General features: G+C 63.7%; 19 protein-coding genes, 1 tRNA gene and 1 riboswitch. Of the genes, 11 read left to right on the top strand and 9 right to left on the bottom strand.

Translation table 11 applies throughout. The annotated features are described in order from the left end of the window. Nucleotides 1-9 precede the first annotated feature (9 nt). Complete coding sequence (locus tag ABW22_RS01040) at nucleotides 10-504, bottom strand: TlpA disulfide reductase family protein (RefSeq protein ID WP_059751080.1); 495 nt, start codon at nucleotides 502-504, stop codon at nucleotides 10-12. Between the two features lie 28 nt (nucleotides 505-532). Between ABW22_RS01040 and ABW22_RS01035 the strand changes: the two genes are divergently transcribed. Together ABW22_RS01035 and ylqF are read left to right on the top strand one after the other, a co-directional pair. Next, nucleotides 533-1,933, top strand: a complete 1,401-nt coding sequence (locus ABW22_RS01035; RefSeq protein ID WP_237763185.1) for an aspartate ammonia-lyase — start codon at nucleotides 533-535, stop codon at nucleotides 1,931-1,933. Between the two features lie 49 nt (nucleotides 1,934-1,982). Further along, a complete protein-coding gene (gene ylqF, locus ABW22_RS01030) occupies nucleotides 1,983-2,897 on the top strand; it encodes a ribosome biogenesis GTPase YlqF (protein WP_059751075.1) in 915 nt (304 codons plus the stop codon). Here ylqF and pgl read toward each other — a convergent pair whose 3' ends face one another. From pgl to thiS, 7 genes are all read right to left on the bottom strand, one after another. After that, nucleotides 2,898-3,590 carry a 6-phosphogluconolactonase gene (gene pgl, locus ABW22_RS01025; protein WP_059751073.1) on the bottom strand — a complete coding sequence of 231 codons (693 nt, stop codon included), beginning with the start codon at nucleotides 3,588-3,590 and terminating at the stop codon, nucleotides 2,898-2,900. After that, a complete protein-coding gene (gene zwf / locus ABW22_RS01020; protein WP_059751072.1) occupies nucleotides 3,590-5,080 on the bottom strand; it encodes a glucose-6-phosphate dehydrogenase in 1,491 nt (496 codons plus the stop codon). The genes pgl and zwf overlap by 1 nt, the downstream gene beginning before the upstream one ends. 1 nt (nucleotide 5,081) lies before the next feature. Beyond that, entirely contained in the window at nucleotides 5,082-5,990 is a 909-nt protein-coding gene (gnd, locus tag ABW22_RS01015; protein ID WP_059751070.1) for a phosphogluconate dehydrogenase (NAD(+)-dependent, decarboxylating), read from the bottom strand. A gap of 127 nt (nucleotides 5,991-6,117) precedes the next feature. Continuing rightward, nucleotides 6,118-6,753 carry a MarC family protein gene (locus ABW22_RS01010; protein WP_059751067.1) on the bottom strand — a complete coding sequence of 212 codons (636 nt, stop codon included), beginning with the start codon at nucleotides 6,751-6,753 and terminating at the stop codon, nucleotides 6,118-6,120. A gap of 33 nt (nucleotides 6,754-6,786) precedes the next feature. Then, nucleotides 6,787-7,470: a tRNA (guanosine(46)-N7)-methyltransferase TrmB gene (gene trmB, locus ABW22_RS01005; protein WP_059751065.1), complete on the bottom strand. Its 684-nt coding sequence runs from the start codon at nucleotides 7,468-7,470 to the stop codon at nucleotides 6,787-6,789. Between the two features lie 2 nt (nucleotides 7,471-7,472). Continuing rightward, complete coding sequence (locus ABW22_RS01000; protein ID WP_059751062.1) at nucleotides 7,473-8,276, bottom strand: thiazole synthase; 804 nt, start codon at nucleotides 8,274-8,276, stop codon at nucleotides 7,473-7,475. 109 nt (nucleotides 8,277-8,385) lie between these two features. Continuing rightward, nucleotides 8,386-8,589 (bottom strand): sulfur carrier protein ThiS, encoded by a 204-nt coding sequence (thiS, locus tag ABW22_RS00995; RefSeq protein WP_059751059.1) that lies wholly within the window; start codon nucleotides 8,587-8,589, stop codon nucleotides 8,386-8,388. A gap of 59 nt (nucleotides 8,590-8,648) precedes the next feature. On the opposite strand from thiS, the gene ABW22_RS00990 reads away from it, so the two are divergent. From ABW22_RS00990 to ABW22_RS00960, 7 genes are all read left to right on the top strand, one after another. Continuing rightward, nucleotides 8,649-8,722: transfer RNA gene (locus tag ABW22_RS00990), tRNA-Gly, on the top strand. 78 nt (nucleotides 8,723-8,800) lie between these two features. Further along, nucleotides 8,801-9,631, top strand: coding sequence for a DUF1631 family protein (locus ABW22_RS17895; protein ID WP_237763184.1), 831 nt, complete (start codon nucleotides 8,801-8,803; stop codon nucleotides 9,629-9,631). Next, on the top strand, nucleotides 9,591-10,055 hold the full coding sequence (locus ABW22_RS18220; RefSeq protein WP_269083885.1) for a DUF1631 family protein: 465 nt from the start codon (nucleotides 9,591-9,593) through the stop codon (nucleotides 10,053-10,055). Before ABW22_RS17895 ends, ABW22_RS18220 begins: the two co-directional genes overlap by 41 nt. Next, on the top strand, nucleotides 9,950-10,768 hold the full coding sequence (locus tag ABW22_RS17890; RefSeq protein ID WP_330218734.1) for a DUF1631 family protein: 819 nt from the start codon (nucleotides 9,950-9,952) through the stop codon (nucleotides 10,766-10,768). The genes ABW22_RS18220 and ABW22_RS17890 overlap by 106 nt, the downstream gene beginning before the upstream one ends. 91 nt (nucleotides 10,769-10,859) lie before the next feature. Then, nucleotides 10,860-10,951, top strand: a riboswitch (cyclic di-GMP riboswitch). Between the two features lie 81 nt (nucleotides 10,952-11,032). Then, nucleotides 11,033-13,225 (top strand): DUF1631 domain-containing protein, encoded by a 2,193-nt coding sequence (locus tag ABW22_RS00970; RefSeq protein ID WP_082708338.1) that lies wholly within the window; start codon nucleotides 11,033-11,035, stop codon nucleotides 13,223-13,225. A gap of 86 nt (nucleotides 13,226-13,311) precedes the next feature. After that, a complete protein-coding gene (gene mutY / locus ABW22_RS00965; protein ID WP_059751040.1) occupies nucleotides 13,312-14,346 on the top strand; it encodes an A/G-specific adenine glycosylase in 1,035 nt (344 codons plus the stop codon). A gap of 82 nt (nucleotides 14,347-14,428) precedes the next feature. After that, entirely contained in the window at nucleotides 14,429-14,752 is a 324-nt protein-coding gene (locus ABW22_RS00960) for a TusE/DsrC/DsvC family sulfur relay protein (protein WP_059751037.1), read from the top strand. A gap of 60 nt (nucleotides 14,753-14,812) precedes the next feature. Here the strand turns inward: ABW22_RS00960 and ABW22_RS00955 are convergent, their stop codons facing one another. After that, nucleotides 14,813-15,559, bottom strand: coding sequence for a ribonuclease T2 family protein (locus ABW22_RS00955; RefSeq protein ID WP_059751035.1), 747 nt, complete (start codon nucleotides 15,557-15,559; stop codon nucleotides 14,813-14,815). A 158-nt stretch (nucleotides 15,560-15,717) separates the two neighbouring features. On the opposite strand from ABW22_RS00955, the gene ABW22_RS00950 reads away from it, so the two are divergent. Next, a complete protein-coding gene (locus ABW22_RS00950; protein WP_193393268.1) occupies nucleotides 15,718-16,641 on the top strand; it encodes a branched-chain amino acid transaminase in 924 nt (307 codons plus the stop codon). Between the two features lie 11 nt (nucleotides 16,642-16,652). Further along, on the top strand, nucleotides 16,653-16,856 hold the full coding sequence (locus ABW22_RS00945; RefSeq protein ID WP_059751034.1) for a zinc-finger domain-containing protein: 204 nt from the start codon (nucleotides 16,653-16,655) through the stop codon (nucleotides 16,854-16,856). Nucleotides 16,857-17,004: the final 148 nt, after the last annotated feature.

Below are 17,004 nucleotides of genomic sequence, written 5' to 3'. Positions count from 1 at the left end.
CAGTCGGAATTATTTTTTCGGGCGGGCCGGCTTGCTAGCAATGTAGCTTTCCACCACCGCGCGGGTAATCAATCCAACCTGCTGTGCAACCATTTTACCATCCGGATTATACAGGTAGGTGGTCGGCAGGCCCTGCACCGGCCCGATCTGGCGCACGATTTCAGGGGTGCCCAGCACAATCGGGTAATCGACAAACATGCTCTCGGCAAAATCGGTCACCTGTTTGGCGTTGCGGTAATCCATCGCCACGCCGATGACCACAAGGTTGTTTTTCTTGTTTTCGTTCAGCGCGATCAGGTCGGGGATTTCCTCCAGGCAGGGCGGGCACCAGGTCGCCCAGTAATTCACCAGCACCCACTTGCCCTTGTAGCCGGACAGCGTATGCGTCTTGCCGTTGGTATCGGTCACCCTGAAATCCGCCGCCTGCACCCATGACGCCGTCAGCGCCAGCAGCAGCCCGGCCAGCCACATCGGATAAAATTGCCTTCTTTGTAAAGTTTGCATTGTTATTTCCATCATGAATGAATTCGCCGTGAATAAATTTCGTACTGAGAAAGACTCGCTCGGCGAGGTCCAGGTTCCCCTGAATGCCTGGTATGGCGCACAGACCGCGCGCGCCATGGCCAATTTTCCCATTTCGGGACGCCGGCCGGATAAGGATTTCGTACTAGCGCACGTGCGCATCAAGCTCGCCGCCGCGCACGCCAACTGCCAGCCGGGCTGGCTCTCGGAAGAAAAACGCGACGCCATCGTAGCTGCCTGCGAAAAAATTCTCGCCGGCGAGTATAGGGATGAATTCGTGGTCGACCGCTTCCAGGCTGGCGCCGGCACCAGCCACAACATGAACAGCAACGAGGTCATCGCCAACGTCGCCAACGTCGCGCTGGGCGGCGAAAAAGGCGTTTACACGCCGGTCAGCCCCAACGACGACGTCAACATGGGGCAGTCGACCAACGACACCATCCCGACCGCGATCCGCCTCGCCGTGCTGGCCAAGCTGCCGCGCCTGACCGCAGCGGTGCATGCCATGGCGGCGGAGTTTTCGCGCCTGGCCGAGCGCGAGAAGGACACGGTGAAATCCGGCCGCACCCATCTGCAGGACGCGGTGCCGACCACGCTGGGGCAGGAATTCGCCGGCTATGCGTGGACGCTCGCGCGGTGTGCGTCCAGTCTGGATGCGGTGCGCCCGGCACTGTGCGAAATCGGCTTGGGCGGGTCCGCCGCCGGCACCGGTCTCAACACCTCGCCCGACTATCCGGCACGCGTCGCAACCGAACTGGCGAAGCTCACCCATGAACCGATCCGCGTCGGCCAGCTGGTCGCGCAGATGCAGTCGATGAACGATCTGGCGCGGCTGTCGGGTGAAATCCGCAACCTCGCGCTGGAACTCACCCGCATCTCCAACGACCTGCGCCTGCTGGCTTCCGGCCCGCGCACCGGGCTGGGCGAAATCCAGCTGCCGCCGGTGCAGCCGGGGTCTTCCATCATGCCCGGCAAGGTCAACCCGGTGATGTTCGAGATGCTGAACCAGGTCTGCTTCCAGGTGCTGGGGCAGGACGCGGCGGTGTCCTACATGGTGCAGGCCGGGCAGATGGAGTTGAACGTGATGATGCCGGCGCTGGGCTCCGCGCTGTTCGACGCCATGGACTGGCTGACCAACGCGATGAACGCCGCCACCGAGAAAAACCTCAAGGGCATCGTCGTCAACCGCGAGCGCTGTGCCTTCTTCATCCACCAGAGCGTCGCACTCGCCACCCTGCTCAACACCCGGATCGGCTACAACCGGGCCGCCGAAGTCGCCAAGGAATCGGAAAAATCCGGGCGCCCGGTGCGCGACATCGTCGCCGAGCGCGGCTTGATGAGCGCGGCCGATTTCGATGTGCTGGTATTGCAGGCGGCGCACGGCGTGGGCAGCGGCGGCGGTGCCGGCTAAGCCCGGACTAATGGGATAATCCCGCCCTTTCCTCCGATACCCCTACCCGATGGCGATCCAGTGGTTCCCCGGTCACATGACCACCGCGCGCAAGAAAGCCGCGGAGACGATGGCGCAGATCGACGTGGTGGTCGAGGTGCTCGACGCGCGCCTGCCGGAAGCCGGCAGCAACCCGATGATCCACGAACTGCGCCTGCATCGCCAACGCTCGTGCCTCAAGCTCTTGAACAAGGCCGACCTGGCCGACCCGGAAGCCACCCGCGCCTGGCTGGCTTATTTCAACAAGCAGCCCGGCGTGCTGGCAGTGGCGATTTCCGCCAAGAAAGCATCCGACGTGGCGAAGCTGCCGGCACTGGCGCAGAAGCTGGCGCCGCACCGCGACGACACTTTCAAGCCGCTGCGGCTGATGATCATGGGCATCCCCAACGTCGGCAAATCCACGCTGATAAACACCTGGGTCAAGCGCCGCGTGGCGGCAGTCGGCGACGAGCCTGCGGTGACCAAGTCGCAGCAGCGTATCAACCTGTCGCCGCGCCTGATCCTGGTCGACACGCCGGGCATGACCTGGCCGAAGATCGAGCACGACTCCGACGGCTTCATGCTGGCAGCCAGCCACGCGATCGGCCGCAACGCGGTGATCGACGAGGAGGTGGCGATTTTTCTCGCAGGCATTCTGCTCGAACGCTATCCGGCCTTGCTGAAGGCGCGTTACGGCTTTTCGCTGGAAGGGGTGGATGCGCCTGGGGTGCTGGAAGCAGTGGCGAAAAAACGCGGCTGCCTGAAAAAGGGGCGCGGTGCCGAACTCGATCTGGAAAAGGCCGCGATGATCCTGCTCACCGACTACCGCAGCGGCACCCTCGGCCGCATCAGCCTGGAAACCCCGGCGTCGCGCCAGGCGCTGCTGGCGACAGCAGCGAACAAGCCCAAAAAAACGGCCGCACCGAAACCCGACACAGCCGAGTGATCACTCATTAACCGGCCAGGCCGCGGCATCCAGCCAGGCCACGGTTTCCAGCTTGCCCCGCACAACTGATGCCGGGAGCGTCTCGCCGTTTTTCCAGCACAGCAGCGCTTTGCGCTTGCCCGAACCTGTAATGACAAACCAAACGCGCCGGCTGCGATTCAGCCGCGCCGCCGACAGGCTCACCCGCTCGGGCGGCGGCTTCGGCGCAGCGTGAACCGCCAGCACATCTGCGCTGTCGGGCGCATCACCCCAGCCGTGTCCGGGGAAAAGGCTCGCAGTATGACCGTCCTCGCCCATGCCGAGCAGGGCCACGTCGAAATCTCCCACGCCTTCCAGCCACTCGCCATACACCGCTGCGGCCTCGCGCGCACCGCGTTCGGCGGGAATCGGACGACGGTTTTCCGGAGGAATGCTTGACGCCGCAAACCAGGCGGCTTCGAGCATGACGCTGTTGCGCTCGGGATAGTCCGCCGGCAAACAGCGCTCGTCGCCGTACCAGACATGCCAGCGCGCATCGCCCGCACGTCTGTCAGCCAGCGCGCGATACAGGGCAAGCGGGGTGGTTCCGCCCGCCAGCACCAGATGAAACACGCCACGCGCGGCGATGGCAGCCTCGGCTTCGGCACACAGCGCAGCGGCCAGGCGTTCCACCAGCGCATCGGCGTCGGCGAGCACTCGCCATTCGGGCTGCATCACAGTTCGTTGCGCCAGACCTGGTCGTCGCTGTCGAACAGACGATTGGCGTCGGCCGGCCCCCAATTGCCGGCGGCGTAGGTCGGGATATATTCGCGCTCGACCGCCCAGTGATTAAGGATGGGATCGACCACCCGCCACGCCCATTCGATTTCGTCGAAGCGCAGAAACAGTGAGCGGTCGCCTTCGATGACGTCGAGCAGCAGGGTTTCGTAGGCATCGAGCGTCTGCTCGTCGGTCTTGAGAAAACTCGCATTCATCTGCATCAGCCGCGTGTCCATGTCGAGCCCGGGCTGCTTGACGTGGATTTCCATGCGCATCGATTCGTCAGGCTGGATCGACAGCAGAATCCAGTTGGGATCGATCGTCTCGAGCGGGGTTTCGCGGAACAGCTGCTGCGGCGGATGGCGGAAGCGGATCGCGATCATCGAGGTCTGGTGCGGCATGCGCTTGCCGGTGCGCAGAAAGAACGGCACCCCGCGCCAGCGCCAGTTGTCGATGTAAAACTTGGCTGCGACGAAGGTTTCGGTGATGGAGTTCGGCTCAACGTTTTCTTCCTGCTGGTAGCCCACCACGGGCTTGCCATCGATTTTGCCGTGGGTGTATTGCGCACGCAGCGCATGCGCGTGCACTGCGCGCTTGGCGATCGGACGGATCGAGCGCAGCACCTTCACCTTTTCGTCCTGCAGCGCGTCGGCTTCGAGCGCGGCGGGCGGCTCCATCGCGACGACGGTCAGCAACTGCATCAGGTGGTTTTGCAGCATGTCGCGCAGCGCGCCGGCACGATCGTAGTAATCCGCGCGATCCTCGATGCCGATCGACTCTGCCACGGTGATCTGCACATGGTCGATGAAATTGCGGTTCCACAAGGGCTCGATCAGCGTGTTGGCGAAACGGAAGACGAGCAGGTTCTGCACCGTCTCCTTGCCGAGAAAGTGGTCGATGCGGTAGACCTGCTCCTCGTCGAAATACTGGTGCAGCAGACGATTGAGCATCTGCGCCGATTCGAGATCTTCGCCAAAAGGCTTTTCGATCACCACGCGGTGCAGGCCGCGCGGCTTGTTGAGTCCCACGGCTTCGAGATTCTGGATCACTGCGCCGAATTCCGCCGGCTTGATTGCGAGATAGAACACCGCGCCCGAACACGCCGATTCGGGCGGCAGGCGCTCGGCCAGCGCGCGGTAGGAGGCAACGTCGTTGAGATCGCCCTTGTGATAGCTGAAGCGCGCGATGAAGCGTTCGAACACCGGCGTGTCGAGCGAGCCTTTGATCTTGCCATCGAGCGTCTCGCGCATGTGTTCGCGCCAGTTTTCCGTCGTCCAGTCACGCCTTGCAAATGCGATGATCGTAAGCGACTCGGCCAGCCGTCCGGCGGCCTCCAGGTGATACAGCGCAGGCAGGAGCTTGTTTGATGCGAGGTTGCCGGTCGCACCGAAAATCACGAACGAACACGGCAGATTATCGGCTGAATCGTTTTTGCCCAGGTTCATCTCAGCCCTCCTTCACTTCGTGGCCGCCGAAGCCCTGACGCATTTTTGCCAGCATTTTATTGGCGTAATCGCTCTTGCCCTGGCTGGCAAAGCGCATCATCAGGGACAGCGTCATCACCGGCGCGGGGATGCCCTGCTCGATCGCTTCGAGCGCGGTCCAGCGACCTTCGCCGGAGTCGCCGACATAAGGCAGAATGTTCTCGAGCGTCTGATCCTGCGCCAGAAAATCCGCCGACAGATCAAGCAGCCACGATTGCACCACACTGCCGTGGCGCCACAGCTCGGCAATTTCACCGAGATTCAACTCAAACCCCGGTTTGTTTTTCATCAGCGCGAAGCCTTCGGCCAGCGACTGCATCATGCCGTACTCGATGCCGTTATGAACCATCTTGACGAAATGCCCGGAGCCGACCGAGCCGCAATGCAGCCAGCCACGGTCCGACGCGGGGGCGAGTTTCTCCATATAAGGCCTGAGCCGGGCCGCTGCCGCTTCGCTCGCGCCAAACATCAGGCAATAGCCGTTCTCCAGCCCCCACACGCCACCGGACACCCCTGCATCGGAAAACTCGATCTGGCGTTCGGCCAGCCAGGCGGTGCGGCGCTGCACATCTTTATAGAAGGAATTGCCTCCATCCACGATCAGATCACCCGGCGCCAGTATCGGCCGCAAGGCTTGCAACGTCGCTTCCGTTGCGTCGCCGGCAGGCAACATCAGCCACACGATGCGCGGCGTGGCGAGTGCATCGACCAGGGCTTGCAAGCTGTCACAGGCGAGATGGCCCGTTTCTTCAGCCAGGCTTTGCGTCACATCAAAACTGCGGTTGTATAGCGCGATCTGCGCGCCCTTGCGCGCCAGTCGCCGCGCCATGTTGCCGCCCATGCGACCCAGTCCGACGATACCGAATTCCATACTTGACTCCTTTAAGGTTTATGCCTGAATGGCGCAGCAATCGTGCCAGCAGTGAACACATGATAGATCGTGCCGATGAAGGGTGCGTTGCGCGGAAATGCGCGCTATCGGTGCACGATGCACCCGATCAGGCCAGCAAACCCGGGAACAGCTTGCCCAGGCCGCCCGCGATCATCTCGACCGAAATCGCCGCGATGATCAGACCCATCAAGCGCGTGACGACGTGAATCCCGGTTTTGCCGAGCCGCCGCGCAATCATCGGTGCGGCACGAAACGCCAGCCACACCGACAGGGCCACCAGCGCCACCGGGATCAGCAACAGGCCCTGGTGCAGCACATCGCCCTGCGCCGCGCCCGCTGCCACGATGACATGGGTGATCGCGCCCGGCCCGGCCAGCAGCGGAATGCCGAGCGGCACCACACCGACCGCGTCCTTTTCCTCGGCTTCCAGCGCCTCGTCCTGCGTCTGCCGCTGCGGGCTGACGTGCGCCTGCACCATCGACAGTGCCAGCAATAGCAACAGCAGGCCGCCCGCCACCGAGAACGCCTCGAGGCGAATGCCAAAGAAATCCAGCATGGGTTCGCCGGCGAACGTGAACAGCGTCAACACGCCGAGCACCGTCAGCGCCGCGATGCGTGCCGCTCCACGGCTCTGCGCCAGGGTGTAGCCGTGGGTGGCGAGGAGAAAAAGCGGAATGACGCCGACCGGGTCGACGATGGCAAACAGTGCGAATGCCGCCTTGACGAGTTCGAGGATGTCCATGCCTGCATCATAGCGGCATGGCGCCGCAGATTTTTAAATCCGGCGGAACACCAGGTCCCACACCCCATGGCCCAGACGGATGCCGCGCTGCTCGAACTTGGTGAGGGGGCGGGTGTCGGGGCGCGGCGCGTAATCCGCCACGGTGTTTTGCAACTGCGGCTCGGCGAAGAGCACGGCCAGCATCTGCTCGGCATAGTCCTGCCAGTCGGTGGCGAGGTGGATGTAGGCGCCGGGCGCCAGGCGGCTGGCCAGCAGACTCACCAGCGGAGGCTGGATCAGGCGGCGCTTGTGGTGACGCTTCTTGTGCCAGGGATCGGGGAAAAAGATGTGGATGCCGGCGAGGCTGGCCGGCGCCAGCATGTGAGTCAGCACCTCGACGGCATCGTGCTGGACGACCCGGACATTGGTGAGCCCCCGCTCGCCAAGCTGCTTCAGCAGTGCGCCGACGCCAGGCGTGTGAACCTCAACGCCGAGGTAGTCGTTTTCCGGGTGAGCGGCGGCAATCTCGGCCAGCCCTTCGCCCATGCCGAAGCCGATTTCCAGGATGCGCGGGGCGGCGCGACCGAACACCGCCTCGAAATCGAGCATCGCGGGCTGGTACGGCAACATGAACTGCGGACCGATTTCAGCCAGCGCACGCGCCTGGCCGGAGCCAACGCGCCCGGCGCGCAGCACATAGGAACGGATGCGTGGGTGCGCGCCAGTGTCTGTCGTCATGCTTATTTGCTGCCCGCGCTTTTATTTTCAGCGATGAGGCCGCTGGTGGGCGAACTGGGGCTGGCTTGATAAATCTTCTTCGGCATACGGCCGGCGAGGAAGGCTTCGCGGCCGGCTTCCACCGCTTTTTTCATCGCCGAGGCCATCAGCACCGGATTGCCGGCGCCGGCGATCGCGGTATTCATCAGCACGGCGCCGCAGCCGAGTTCCATCGCGATGGTGGCGTCGCTGGCAGTGCCTACACCGGCGTCGACGATCACCGGCACCGAGAGGCGATCGATGATGATCTGCAGGTTCCACGGATTGAGAATGCCCATGCCGGAACCGATCAGGCTCGCCAACGGCATCACAGCGACACAGCCGATGTCCTCCAGCTGTTTGGCGGCGATCGGGTCGTCCGACGTGTAGACCATCACCTGGAAGCCGTCCTTTACCAGCACCTCGGCGGCCCTGATCGTTTCGGCCACGTTGGGATACAGCGATTCGGCGTCGCCCAGCACTTCGAGCTTGACCAGCGCGTGACCGTCCAGCAGTTCGCGCGCAAGGCGCAGGGTGCGGATGGCGTCGTCAGCCGTGTAGCAGCCGGCGGTGTTGGGTAGGTAGGTGTATTTCGACGGCGGCAGCGCGTCGAGCAGGCTGGGCTGACCGGCATCCTGGCCGATGTTGGTGCGGCGGATGGCAACGGTGATGATTTCGGCGCCCGAGGCTTCGACCGCGAGGCGCGTCTGCTCAAAGTCCTGGTACTTGCCGGTGCCCACCAGCAGGCGGGAGGCATAGGATTTTCCGGCGATGACGAGAGGGTTCATAAGTTCAGGTGAGGCGTAAGGGTGATGGGTTAGGCGCGGGGAAATGAGGAACGAAGGGCAGAGGCCGGGGCGGGGCACCTCACCCCCGACGCCTCACCCCTCTCCCACTTCAGCCGCCGCCGACCGCGACGACGATTTCCAGGCGGTCGCCGCTGGCCAGCGAAGTGGTGGCGTGCTGGCTGCGCGGGACGATCTCGCCATTTTTTTCGATGGCGATGCGCTTTCCCGCCAGGTCCTGCAACTCGATCAGTTGAGCCAGGGTAAGCGGCGCAGGAAAGCTGCGGGCTTCGCCGTTGATGACCAGTTCAATCACAAATCACTTCTTTTCTATCCGATGGGCATGAGTTTCAGTATCATGCCGAATTCTACCGCGCGGGCGTCGTATAGTGGCATTACCTGAGCTTCCCAAGCTCATGAGGAGGGTTCGATTCCCTTCGCCCGCTCCAAACACTGCTTGCAGACAGGCTATCTGGCTGGCCGCAGTTCAATAATTCGTACGCCATGGCCGTTATTGCAACCAGGCCATGAATACCCAATCGACTCCCCTTACTCCTGCTGCGCTGCTATCCGAAGCTGATGCACGCATGACGCAGGCGCTGGGCAATTTTTTCCAGCGCAGCCATGCCCCGCTTCAGGGCAGCGTTTTGCGCGCCATTGCGGCGCAGATGACGCCTTCGGCCATCGCCACCGGGCAGGCTTGCCTGGACTGGCTCAATACCCGTCCGGATGCCTTGTCTACTGCGTTTGTCGATCAGTTCCGTCTTCACCTCGCCCGGCCCGAGGCGTTTACCCTGCGCCATGACAGCCGTCCGGCCGAACTGCAGCTGCTGGACGACGACGCGCTCAAGCGACAACTGGCAGAAGAAAAGTCCGCTGCCCAACTGACCGAAGTCCTGCGGGCCAACATGTTGCAGCTATTCGGCCGTTTGCAGGCGGTGCGGCGGGCAGCGTCGGAAGATCCAGCAGACCATGCCAACGTCTATGGCCCGCTGCCGGTCGTGCGCGCGCTGTCGCGCGCACTCGATGCGCTGGACATCGACTCGCCATGCGGCACCCTCCTGCTCCAGTGTGCCGCCGCCCCCCTGCTCGATACGCTGAAACACACCTACACGGCGCTCTATCAGTTTCTGGGTGTGCAGGACATCCCCGAACTTCCTGTTGCACACGCAGCTCCCCTTCTGCCCCGGAGCACGCCAAGCGATGCCGGGCAGGCCATCCTGGAACATATCCAGCCGGTAGCCACACAGGCGAACGAAATCGATCCGGCAAAGTACAAGCGCGCCGTCGGACGTCCCCGCGCGCATCCTGCAGCAATTGCAGCAGGGTGCGCACCATCCCGGCACCGATGCACATGATCTCGCAGTGCTGGATGCCGTCGCCGGGCTGTTTGAATTCATCCTCGACGACCCGGGTCTATCGCCGCGTTACAGGGCTGCAATCGCGCACCTGCAAATCCCGGCCCTCCGTGACGCCCTGGTTGCGCCCGACTTTTTCAGCGCCGATCAGCACCCGGCACGCCAATTGATTGATCTGATGGGCCAGTTCTCGCGCCGTTTTCCCGAGCACGACGCCTCGCATGTCCCTGCGCTCGAGCACATCCAGGCCGCCTGCGCCGCCCTCCACCACGATCCTGGGCACCCCCCGCCGAGGCCTTTGCGCAGGCGCACACCAGCCTGGCCGCCTGGCTGGCCGACGAAGCGGCGCGCCCAGATCCCCGGCTGGCTTCTGACGTGGCGCGGATGGAGCACATCGAACGCCAGGAACTGGGCACCCTGCTAGCGCTGGAAAACCTGCATGACCTGACCGAACGCTACCCTGCCCCGGAATCCGTATTGCGGCGGCTGCAAGCGGCCTGGGTGCCGCAGATGGCCTCGCTGTATGTGGCCGAATCCGGCGAGGGCCCTGACTGGCGCGCGGCCTGCCATACCCTGCAACAGCTTTTTCTCAGTCTGCAGGCGCCGGACGGCGACGCCACGCGGGAATCCCGCCTGCAATCGATTCCATCCATCAACGCCGCGCTGCGGCGCGGGCTGCTGGCGCAAGGGGCCGAGCCTGCGCAGTTGAAGGACTTTTTCAGCGCCATCACCGCCACCCAGGAGTGCTGGATTCGTCCCGCCCTGGGTCAACGTGAAAGGGTGGTCAACTCATTTATGCCGCGCCGCGTCTCGCGGGAGCAGATCGCGTCGCTCGCTCTCCAGTTTGCGGATACTCCGGCCAATGATTCCGCCCTGCAACAGGCACAGCAGTTGCGCGAAGGCGACTGGGTGGATTTCGACCCGGCTTACGAGGACCTGACGGCCGCGCGCGTGCTCTGGGTCGGGGTGAATGGCCACCTCCTGTTCTGCGACAGCGCTGGCGGGCGCCATGTTTCACTCGGCTGCGAACGGCTCGCGACTGAGATACGTGCTGGCCGCGCACGCATTCCGGAGCAGTCGCTCACCCGCAAAGCCATGCTACGCTTGAAAGCAAACTGGTCGACCCGCCTCGGCTGATATTTTCAATTCGCACGCTCAAGTTTTCTCCACCTCCGGCCGATAGATCTATTGTGCGGCTGTGTGTCGACTTTCAGACACAATCGCCGACCACCGAACAGGGCAAACCCGCCGCGAGGCGGGGACGCAAAGTTACCGGTCTCAGTCCCCGCAGCAGGCGGCCGAGACAGCGGGACCGCCGGCAGCTTCCGGTCACGCGCAGGTCACCCCGTTCCCAGGTCAGCCAACCGCCGATACCGCGAGGTGATTCCCATGGAGCGCGAAATGCCAGAAAATTCAGTCGTAGTTAACCTCAAACAGTTTGAGCGTTCACGCCGCGCGCAGGTCTCCGCCGAAGCCCTGTCGATTCTGCACGGTTGCCGTGACTTGCTGATCGAGGGCACGACCCGTGTGCTGACCAGGCAGTCCGAGGCCATGGAAAACACCCTGCTGGCGATGGCCGATCGTTCGCCGTTGCTGGATACGCGCAATTCGTATTACAGCGCCCAGGGCATCCTCAATACACGGGCCAATGAATTGCTGAGCGCCTGCAAGGATGCGTATTGCCAAACTTTCAACGATTTTGCCCATAACCGCGAAAAGCCCGCCGGCGGCGAACTGCTCGAGTTGTCCCTGCTGGACGACCAGGATTTCGAAATCACGCTGGTGATCGATAAAGCCACTTCACGACTGCGTTACAACTGCGCCGAAGAGCTGGTCGCCCTGGATGCCCGCATCGCCCATCTGCTGAGCCGCTCCGACCTGTCCGAAAACGACAGTCCGCTCGGCCCGCGTGTATTGTGCGAAGCGCTGCTGGATGGCATCAGCCGCATGCAGCTTGAACAGGCCATCCGGATCGTGCTGTTGAACCAGTTCGACCTGGTGCTGACCACCGAGCTCGCGCACATCTACCAGTCCATCAACCGTTACCTGATCGACCGCGGCATCCTGCCCGACCTCAAGGTCGGTGCGAAAAGCCGGGCGCAAGGGACAGCGCCCAACAGCGCCGGGGCAGCCGGTCCGGCCCCGGCCATGCAGGGGCAGACGGGCGGCGACATGTTCAAGCTGTTCGAGCAACTGGCGCACAGCGGCAGCGCAGCGGGGGGAGGGGGGGCGGGCGGCGCGTCAGCAGGACTGGCCGGATTCAGCCTGCTCGACTCGCTCGGCCAGCTGAAATCGGGCGCCATGATGCTGCCCGGCGGCGGTCGTTTCGAACTCCCCCTGCTGGAAGCCGCCACCATCCAGAACGTGCTGCGCAGCCTGCAGCAAAGTCCGGTGATGCAGGCTGCCAGTCCGCTTGACGCGGTGCTGGTCGATGCGGTGGCGATGCTGTTCGATGTGGTTTTCGATGATGCCGCCATTCCGGATCATCTCAAGGCGCAAATTGCGCGCCTGCAAATTCCGGTGCTGAAGGCGGCGATGCTCGACCGCAACTTCTTCTCACAATCGAATCATCCGGTCCGCCGCATGCTGGATGCGATCGCCACGCTGGCCGTCCACCTGCCCGACAACGAGGCAGGCAATGCGCGACTGGAAGCCATTTCGCAAGTGGTCAGCCGAGTGCTCGACAGCTTCGAAAAGGACATCACTGTATTCGATTCCGCCGCCGTGGAACTGGAAGCGATGGGCAGCCTGCTGGAAGAGACGCTGGAAGAAATCGTCGACGCCAGCCTGCAGCAGGACATTGCCCAGATCAAGCAGTCCGAGCGCGCAGAGCTCGCGCCGGTGATCGTGCACGACTTCATCAATCGCGCGCTCAACAAGGAGCAGCCGGTGGTGGACGCCCTGCGTGAATTTCTGCGGCGCGACTGGGCGCAACTGCTGACCCTGGATTACGTCAACGAAGGCGAGCAGGGCGCGCATTTCAACAGCCATGTCGAAACCATGCGCGAACTGGTGTGGAGCGTGCAGTCCAAGGCCGATATGGACGCGCGCCTGATGCTGGTGCGCATTCTGCCCGGATTGCTGAAACGGCTGCGCGAAGGCGTGGCAGAAATCGATCTGCCGCAAAAGCTGTCCGACCGTTTCTTCGCCACCCTGGTCATCCTGCACGCCAACGCGGTGCGTCCCAATGCCCAGCCGGTGCCGCTGCCCGACATCACGCCCGAAGCAATCGAGGAACTGGCACCCGCCCCGACAGCCGCTGAGGCCGCCACGTCAGAGCCCGAATCCGAAGCCGCACCCGAAGTGGAGGATGAGTTCAACCTGCGCGCCCGCGCATTGAACAAGGGCGACTGGGTGGAATTCCACTACGACGACGGCACCTTCCGCTGGGCACGGCTGGGTTGGGCCAGCAGCGTCAAGAACACCTACCTGTTCTCGGACCAGGACGGCATGAACAGCTTTTCCATCAGCCAGCTCCGCCTGGCCGACAAGCTGCGCCGTGGCGAAGCGGTGCTGGTCGAACGCAAATCCATCACCGAATCGGCGTTCGGCAAGCTGATGAACCTGTTCCGGCAGAAACTCGGCCACGCCTGAGCGCGGGGTTGTTGACGCATACGACTCCATCCCGCCCTGCGGAGCATCCCATTGATTCACCCCGTCACCCCGGCTACTCTGCCGGGGTGAAATCATTCGCCTCCCGCATCATCCGCTGGCAACAGTGCCATGGCCGCCACGCCCTGCCCTGGCAGGCTACCCATGACCCTTACCGCATCTGGCTATCGGAAGTCATGCTGCAGCAGACCCAGGTGGCCACGGTCATTCCCTATTTCGAGCGCTTTGTCGCGCGTTTCCCCGATCTGCCCGCCCTCGCTGCCGCGCATGAGGACGATGTGCTCGCACTGTGGAGCGGACTCGGCTACTACAGTCGCGCGCGCAACCTGCATGCCGCCGCGCGCACCCTAGTCGAAAGCCATGATGGAATATTTCCGGCCGCGGCCGACATCATCGCGCAGCTGCCCGGCGTCGGGCGCTCGACAGCTGCCGCCATTGCCGCGCTGGCGTTCGGCCAGCGCGGCGCCATTCTCGACGGCAACGTCAAACGCGTACTGGCGCGCCACGGCGGAATTGCCGGCTGGCCCGGCGACAGGAACGTTGAAACGGCGCTATGGCAGCTGGCCGAGTCGCATCTTCCGCGCAACGCCATTGAGGCCTACACCCAGGGCATGATGGATCTGGGCGCACTCGCCTGCACGCGCAGCCGACCCGCCTGCCCGGTGTGCCCGGTCAGCACCGATTGCGTTGCCTTCACGCAGCATCGAACCGCCGAATTGCCCACGCCTCGCCCCAAAAAAATCCTGCCCGAAAAACAGGTGCTGATGCTGCTGTTGCTTGACCGGGGCGAGCTGATGCTGGAAAAACGCCCCGCACAGGGCATATGGGGCAGCTTGTGGAGCCTGCCCGAACTCACCCCGGACGCCGACGCGGCCGCCCACTGTCGTGACTGCTTCGGCCTCACCCCGCTCGCGCAGCAGGTGCTGCCGCGATTCAGCCACAGCTTCACCCACTTCAAGCTGCATATCCAGCCCGTCCAGATGCAGCTGGCGCCGCGCCAGATCACGCGGCCCGGCCAGATTTGGCTGCCCCCGACTGACGCGCTCAATGCCGCACTGCCCACGCCGGTGCGCCGACTGGTGGCCCAACTCGACCTCACCTGAACACGGGGCGGCCGCACGCACCTGGCTGACTCCGGAGGGCGTGCTATATATATTCATGAGCCCGCCTGTCACAGGAGTTGACATGAACATGTCCCCCACCCCGCCCGGCCCTGCCATCTTCGATTCCGACGGTTTCCTGCTCGACCCGGCAATGTGGAGCGAGAACCTGGCTGACCGCGTCGCCCGGAGCGACGGCCTGGGTGAACTCAACGAATTGCAGATCGGCCTGCTGCACGCACTGCGGCGCGAGTATGCCAAGCACGACAGCGTAACCGCGCTGAGCCACATCTGCCATCTCACGGGCCAGAGTGCCGACTGCATGCAGCGCCTGTTCCCCAGCCCGCGCGAGGCATGGCGGATCGCCGGCCTGCCCAATCCAGGTGAGGAAGCCAAATCCTACCTGTAAGTCTTCCGGCAATGTGACGATGGCGGGAGCTGATTCCCCCAGCGTCGTTCATGTCAACCGTTAATCCAGCGGCGTATCGATATAGGCCTTCCCCTGCGAGCACCCCGAGTTGTAATGCCTGACGTTCGCACGGGTGTAGGCAAGCGGCTGCCCCGGCAGCCCGGTCGCCGGGTCGCGCTCGAAATGGACCCGCACCTCCCGCAGCATGGGACGGCGCTTGGCCGGGTCGGGCGTGCGCGGCGTCTGGCAGTCGAAGGTCACGGCATCCTTCAATGCAGGGTCGGCGCGGGCCAGCGTCTCGCGCAGGGATGCCAGGCTGACTTCGCGGCCCATGTGACGCGCGATCTCGCCGCCGATTGCGCGATTGACGCGCTCGGTCAGTGCAACCGAGGCGGCGAAATAATCCGCCTCGGCAAGCCCCGAGCAGCTGCCGTGCTTGGCCCACTGGTAGCGGTCGAGACAGTCCGTCGCCGCCGGCATCACCTGCGCCAGCCGCGCGCGCGTTGCCGCCGGCAGGCGCAGCGGCGGCAAGCGGCAGAATGCGCCGCTGGCTTCGCCGCCGCAGTACACCGGATGCCTGCGGTCGGTGCGATTCGGCCACAGTCCGTGCAGTGTCAGCGGCATCGCCCTGAAGCCGGCCTCGGACAGGGCCCGGCATTGCGCGAACGCCTGCTTGCGCTGCGGCGCGTCCTCGCAGAACGCTGGCGCCACGCTCAGGGCCAGCAGGTAATAGTCGAAGCGCGCAGGCTCGGCGCAACTGGCGAGCGGCGCCAGCAGCAGCGCGAAAACCAACCCTTTCCATCGCATGTTATGTCTCCTGGTTGGCCGCATCGTGCCACAATGCGGCCGCCTCGCCGCCCCACAAGGGGACTCCGACTTGCTATGGGCTAAAGCCCATAGCAAGTTCGTATGCGTCCGGATTCCGGTAAAATCGGCGTTTTCCATTCGTTAAGAGATTTTTCACCATGTCCATGGCCGACCGCGATGGCGTCATCTGGTACGACGGCAAACTCGTTCCCTGGCGCGACGCCACCACCCACGTCCTCACCCACACCCTGCACTACGGCATGGGCGTTTTCGAGGGCGTGCGCGCATACAAGGCCGAGCAGGGCACGGCGATTTTCCGCCTGCAGGAACACACCGACCGGCTGTTCCGCTCCGCCCATATCCTCGGCATGAAACTGCCGTTCGACAAGGACACGATCTCCGAAGCGCAGCGCACCGTGGTGCGCGAGAACGGCCTCGAATCAGGCTACCTGCGGCCGATGGCGTTTCTCGGTTCAGAGGCCATGGGTATCTCGGCCAAAAACCTGTCGGTGCATGTCATCGTCGCCGCCTGGCCGTGGGGCACCTATCTGGGGCAGGAAGCGCTGGAGCGTGGCATCCGCGTCAAAACCAGTTCGTTCTCGCGCCATCACGTCAACGTCACCATGTGCAAGGCCAAGGCCAACGGCAACTACATGAACTCCATCCTGGCGCACAAGGAAGCCGAGACGGACGGCTACGACGAAGCGCTGCTGCTCGACGTCGACGGCTTCGTCGCCGAAGGCTCGGGCGAGAACGTCTTCATCATCCGCAACGGCAAGCTCATCACACCGGACTTAACCAGCGCGCTGGAAGGCATCACTCGCGACACCCTCATCCAGCTTGCCGCCGAAATCGGCCTGCCGCTGGTTGAAAAACGCATCACCCGCGACGAGGTCTACAGCGCCGACGAGGCCTTCTTCACCGGCACCGCCGCCGAGGTCACGCCGATCCGCGAACTCGACAACCGGGCGATCGGCGAAGGCACCCGCGGCCCCATCACCACCCGGCTGCAGGCGATGTATTTCGACTGCGTGCACGGCCGTGCCGCGGCCCACACCGGCTGGCTCACCCCGGTCAAATAAGCGAGATCAGCATGAGCGAGCGGCACGACAACACCCAACGCGTCATCGAGGTCACCGAGGGCGACCTGCCCCTGCACTGCCCGATGCCGCAGCACGCGGACTGGAATGCGCACCCGCGCGTCTACCTGCCCATCGAGTCGCGCGGCGAAGCGCTATGCCCCTATTGCGGCACCCTCTATCGCCTGAAAGGCAAACCCAGCGGCAGTCATCACTAGGGAAACACTGATTAATTTGGTATGGCCGTCATTGCGAGCGAAGCGCGGCAATCCAGCGCATGATTAAGCAGGCATTCTGGATTGCCGCGTCGCTACGCTCCTCGCAATGACGTAATGGCGTAAGGAACCGCGTATGTGGACGGCCACC

This window comes from Thiobacillus denitrificans, assembly GCF_001530125.1.
Taxonomy (GTDB): Bacteria; Pseudomonadota; Gammaproteobacteria; order Burkholderiales; family Thiobacillaceae; genus Thiobacillus; species Thiobacillus denitrificans_C.
This window is presented reverse-complemented; position numbering and strand designations above follow the sequence as displayed.